The sequence below is a fragment of the Ohtaekwangia sp. genome (genome assembly GCF_036568665.1).
GTDB lineage: Bacteria > Bacteroidota > Bacteroidia > Cytophagales > Cyclobacteriaceae > Ohtaekwangia.
The window spans coordinates 1-5,461 of the sequence record NZ_DATCSD010000043.1 but is presented as its reverse complement, the minus strand read 5'-3'; the positions used below and the strand labels follow the sequence as shown (position 1 = coordinate 5,461).

General features: G+C 42.6%; 3 protein-coding genes. All 3 read right to left on the bottom strand.

Annotated elements, in window-relative coordinates; translation table 11 throughout:
* Positions 1-197: 197 nt before the first annotated feature.
* Entirely contained in the window at positions 198-965 is a 768-nt protein-coding gene (locus tag VIN08_RS02100; protein WP_331959482.1) for a hypothetical protein, read from the bottom strand.
* A gap of 28 nt (positions 966-993) precedes the next feature.
* Positions 994-2,601, bottom strand: a complete 1,608-nt coding sequence (locus VIN08_RS02095; protein WP_331959479.1) for a RagB/SusD family nutrient uptake outer membrane protein — start codon at positions 2,599-2,601, stop codon at positions 994-996.
* Positions 2,602-2,613: 12 nt separating this feature from the next.
* On the bottom strand, positions 2,614-5,461 hold a 2,848-nt coding region (locus VIN08_RS02090; protein ID WP_331959476.1), incomplete at its 5' end, for a TonB-dependent receptor.

Here is a 5,461-nt window from a genome sequence, read left to right as displayed (position 1 = left end):
AAGCAATCGTTGAATCATGACTTTTCAGTTCTTATTATTATAAAGAATGTCGATAAAAAAAGAGAGGGATCATAGAACCCCTCTCTTTGGAAACTTATTATTTCAAGCAATGAATACCATCTTAGATCCGTAACTTCATATACGTTGATGTTATCATCTTCTGCCAAAGTACCATAAACTTTACGCAGATATTAAAGTTAAGTTTTAGGAATATACTTAAAACGTATATGTCCTCCATCAGAAGCAACGAATCCTAAATACAGAACGTTCTCAGAGAGTTCCATTACAACCGCTTGTTTCCAGTTTACATTATTTGCTGATGAAAGCATCGGAACGCCTATGAAGGTCAAAGTATTTTCAGCCATATTAAAGCTGAAACCACCTTTTTTAGTAGCATACGTATCACCAGATGACGCTTTTTGTTTTACGGTAAGATTATACCTTCCATTTAAGTCGAAAGTGACTTCTCCCCAGTCTGTTCCGCAAGGGAAGCCTGACCAGTCAGGGCAAGTTCCAGGATCATATAACCAGCCATCACCATAATAACTAATAGGATCTGTTGGATCAAATATCCATGTCTTTCCTGCAGCACCATTCGTGAGGAAGTTCCACTTCGGATCAGAAAAAAATGCAGGATCATTTTCGGCGATCGTTATTTTAGCTGAATCGGTAACAGCACCCGCTCTTCCCAAGGCACTATATTTAATCCAGAAATCCCCCCCGAACGGGATGACTATCGTATCAACAGGGTGATTTGATATACCGAGCCCATAATCCCAAAAAGGAATTATACCATCTGTTTGACTGGCAAGATATACTCTATGATCATACGCTGGATCTTGTGTAACCGAGAATTTCAAATCTGAGGCTTTCAGAGGCGCACCCAAGTCATGATCTTCCTGGCAGGCTATTGATGTGAATATCACAGCCGCTATCATCAAAATTTTTCTATTATCGACTTTCATAAATTACAATAATTAATGTTGTAAACTACTACCACCCTGCGTTTTGCTTCAACACTCCATTCGATAAACTTATTTGTGTATCAGGTATCTGCTGCAATCCTTTCGTCGCCAGAATTTTCGAAGCACTGATTGTCTTGGTTGCTGTAACTCCTCCGTTCAGCACCTGTGTAGTTTCAGCAATCGCATTTGCCGCAACATCAACTCCCTGGCGAAGTAAATCCCAATAGCGTATACCTTCCAATGCAAACTCAAGTCTGCGCTCATTCATAATATTTTCCTGCGACACAGGCAGTTGACTAAAGTTAGCCCCATAAGCACGTTGTCTTACCTGATCGAAATAGGATTGAGCACTTGGACTGCCTAATTCTGCTGCCATCAGCAGAACGTCTGCATAACGAATTACCACGTAATCCTGGAATTGAGCAATCTGAAAATCACTCTTTAACCCGGCATTGGCGGCCAATGTTTGCGCTACACTTGAACCATCCTTATTTGACATAGGAGTATACTTCTTAATGTAGTACCCTGTATATTCACGTTGATCAGCCTGGTTTTTGAAAGCCAGGTTTTCGCCTTCAATGGATATAATCGAAGCCACTTTACGTGTATCGGTACTGTTATAAGCATCCCATAACTTAGGATTGACAGTACCCACTCCCCATCCATTTCCATACGGATACGATGAGAAGCTTCGCATACCCAACAAAACCAACCATTTGTTACCATCATCATTTCCTGTAGAGTAATCGCTGGTATAGGTATACTTGATAGCAAAGACTGTTTCTTTGTTATCCTCACCTGCATAGTTGTCCACAGAAGCTGCGGGCCAGAGATTTGCAAAAGTCGAGACAAGACCGTGACCACTATTGGCAATTACATCTTCCAGGTATGCGAGTGCCTGTGCTTTTGTAACAACACCTGCCAGATCTTGTTGCTGATAATAACCGGTATAGAAGAGATATACTCTTCCGATCAGTGACTCAGCCGCCCACTTGGTAACTCGTCCGTGGGTAGTTACAGGTTGGCTAGCATACGAAGTGGCCGGCAAATTTTCACTTGCAAACACCAGGTCTTGTGCTATTTGCGCATATATGACTTGAGGATCAGATGGAGCGATGTTATCCGCAGATGGCTCTGTCAACAACGGGACACTACCCCATAAACGAACCATATCAAAGTACATGAAGGCGCGAAGAAACCTCACTTCAGCTTCGTATGTTGTTTTGAGGCTTGTATCTGTTCCCCAATCAACCTGGTCAAGTTTACCTAAGAGTATATTGCAACGATAAATAGCTTTGTAATAATTAACCCAAGCCGCATTGAATATACTTTGATCAGATGGCGAACGGCTCTTATCAAATTCATCCAACAATTGCATTCCCAAACCATCTCCATTACCTCCGCCGCCAAAAACGTTATCTGAAAAGATCTCCGACACTACAGGGAAGGCCCCACCACCCGACCATAAACTCTGCACACCGTCATAACATCCTACCAATGCGCTGTACACTTCCGCAGGTGTTTTGTAATAATTTTCAACTGTTGATGTTGTGTATGACTGGGTATCCAGAAAATCACTACATCCGCTCAATACCAACAGGCTTACAACTATTGTATATATATTAAACTTTCTCATACATTTCGTTTTTTAGAATTTCACATTCAACCCAACCATGTAGGTTCTGGGGCGTGGGTAATATCCAACATCAACTCCTGAGCTAAAGGCTGATGAGCCTCCACCAGTGATTGGCGGTGCATAACCAATTTCGGGATCCATACCATTGTATTTGGTAAAGGTGAAGAGGTTCAACGCTGAAACATAAAGTCTGCATTGTGACAAGTAATTCTGCTTAATGACCTTGGTCAAATCGTATCCCAGGGTAACATTGTTTATTCTGAGATAATCGCCGTTGTGAACATACAGATCCGAGAAGTTAGCCCAGTTTTCGTTAGCCTCAGTCACACGTGGTATTTTGTTCGATGTACCTTCTCCATGCCAGCGTTCCAGTATTTCTGTAGTATAATTATTATTCCTGCCGGAAGGGCTTGTATACGATTGTACTATCTGGTTTCCTGCAACTCCACTGGCCTGAATAGACAAGTCAAACCCTTTGTAGTCTGCAGCTATTGAGAACCCAAAAGTATATTTAGGGTTAGGGTTACCGATCATCGTCTTGTCTTTCTCATCAATTACGCCATCGCCATTTTCGTCTACAAAGCGAACATCTCCAGGTTTAGCACTTGGTTGCAGGAGAGCGCCATCTTTGCCAGTGTAAGATTTTACATCCGCCTCATTCTGGAACAGTCCATTGGTTTTGTACCCCCAAAAATAACCGGCTGGAAGCCCATTGGTTGCTCTATAAAATTCCGGAGAATTAGCATACAGCTGATTGGTGGGACCATGAATAATGCCGTCAGCATTAGGTATTTTACTCACTGTATTTTTGTTGTAAGCTCCATTTACGCCTACACGATAATTAAGATCGCCCAAACTGTTATTGTAAGCAAGTGCCAGCTCAAGACCTCTGTTCTTTACACCTCCACCGTTGATAAAGGGGGCATCAGCACCCGCGGTTGCCAGAACAGGCGCATTGATTAACCAGTTCTTATTTGTCTTAATATACCAGTCAAGATTTGCCGTCAGTTTACCATTGAGGAATGCAGCATCAAAACCAACATCGGTTTGTTCAGATGTTTCCCATTTCAAGCTTGGATTTGACAACCTGCTAGGATAAGAACCCGGGGTAATAACACCTTCCTTATTACCGAAGATATAGTATGTATTGCTGAAATTAACAGGCGCCTGATATTGGAAAGCAGAAACGTTCTGGCTACCCACTTGTCCCCAGCTTGCCCGCAGTTTGAATGAATTCAACCAGTTGCTGGTATTATCCATGAATGATTCATTCGTAATTACCCAGCCTGCAGATACCGATGGGAAATATCCCCACTGATTACCTTTCGCAAACTTGGAAGAACCGTCAGCGCGGAAGGTTGCGTTGAACAAATACTTTTCTTCATAGTTGTAGTTCAATCGTCCGAAGTATGACAAGCGGTGATCAGGATCGTATGCTGCACCGGTTGCTGTAGCCGTGCTGCTTGTTCCATTGCTGATCCATGCGTGGTCAACATCATGAAAGACGGAACCCGTCTTGGTAGCATTTAAATAGCTTCCTCCATATTTATACATAGAAGTACCCGCCATTACATCAAATCTGTGCTTCTCTGCTACTGTAAATCCATAGCTTAACAAGTTATCCCAAAGAAGGGTCTGCCCTTTGTTCATCGATTGGCTTACCGATGGTATCTTGTTAAACGAATATGCTGACAGTGTATATTTCGGCGCATACGACTGACCATCGTATGAGCTGTAATCTATACCGAGGCTTGTTCTGAATTTCAAATTATGAATTGGTTCAACCTGGAAGTATATATTTCCGATAACACGCTGTGTCTTGTTCCGGCTCTGGCTGTTATATACCATGGAATAATACGGATTCGCCTGGTTGAACATACCCACTGAATCAGACTTGTCATTCTTCAACAAAGGCGTAGTTCCAAATGCGCCACGTAATGTGTTGTTGTACTGATTACCCACCCCTATACCATGGTTATCCACAAACGCGAAGTTCATGTTCTCGCCCACAGTCAATATATCTTTGTATAATTTATGCTCTGAGTTAAAGCGGAAATTATAGCGCTTATAGTTTGAATAATCTTTACCACCTACAATACCAGCCTGAGACAAATAAGAAAGTGATGAAGAATAAACTGATTTATCGTTACCACCCGATACACCAATAGAATAATTCTGTGTAGGGGCATTTTTCACGAACATCTCGTCCATCCAGTTTGTGCCTGCATTTTTCAATGAATCGATATAGTGGCTGGAATATACGGGAGAGCTACCAGAATTTACGGCAGCTTCGTTAGCAATAATGGCATATTCCTGTGCATTCAGCAAGCCTATTTTTCTGGCAACATTCTGCACACCATAATAAGAATCGAATGTTACCTGAGCGTGGCCTGATTTACCTTTTTTGGTGGTGATAAGCACAACACCACTTGCTGCCTGCGAACCATAGATCGCTGCCGATGCGGCATCTTTCAAAACAGTCAATGAAGCTATATCTCCGTTGTTCAGGTAGGTGATGTCGCTTGTAATCACTCCATCCACAACGTATAGCGGGGTGTTACCAATAGTAGAACCCACACCACGAATCGTAACTTTCATCGCTTCGCCTGGCTGCCCGGAGGTAGAAGTGACTTGCACGCCAGGAGCCTGACCTTGCAATGCCTGCAAAGCATTAGTAGAGCTCTGCTTCATCAGGTCTTCACCTCTCACTTGCAGGTTAGCACCTGTGTTCAAAGCCTTCTTCTGCTCACCATATCCGACTACTACAACTTCCTGTAGTGTAGCGATGTCTTCTTCCATAGGGACATCCAGCTTTGTCTGGCTACCTACAGGTACTTCTTTAGTTTTATACCCAATAAAT

Bases quoted from the DNA above. Each gene is read 5' to 3' on its own strand.
- VIN08_RS02095 (WP_331959479.1), bottom strand. From the start codon at position 2,601: ATGAGAAAGTTTAATATATATACAATAGTTGTAAGCCTGTTGGTATTG.
- VIN08_RS02100 (WP_331959482.1), bottom strand. From the start codon at position 965: ATGAAAGTCGATAATAGAAAAATTTTGATGATAGCGGCTGTGATATTC.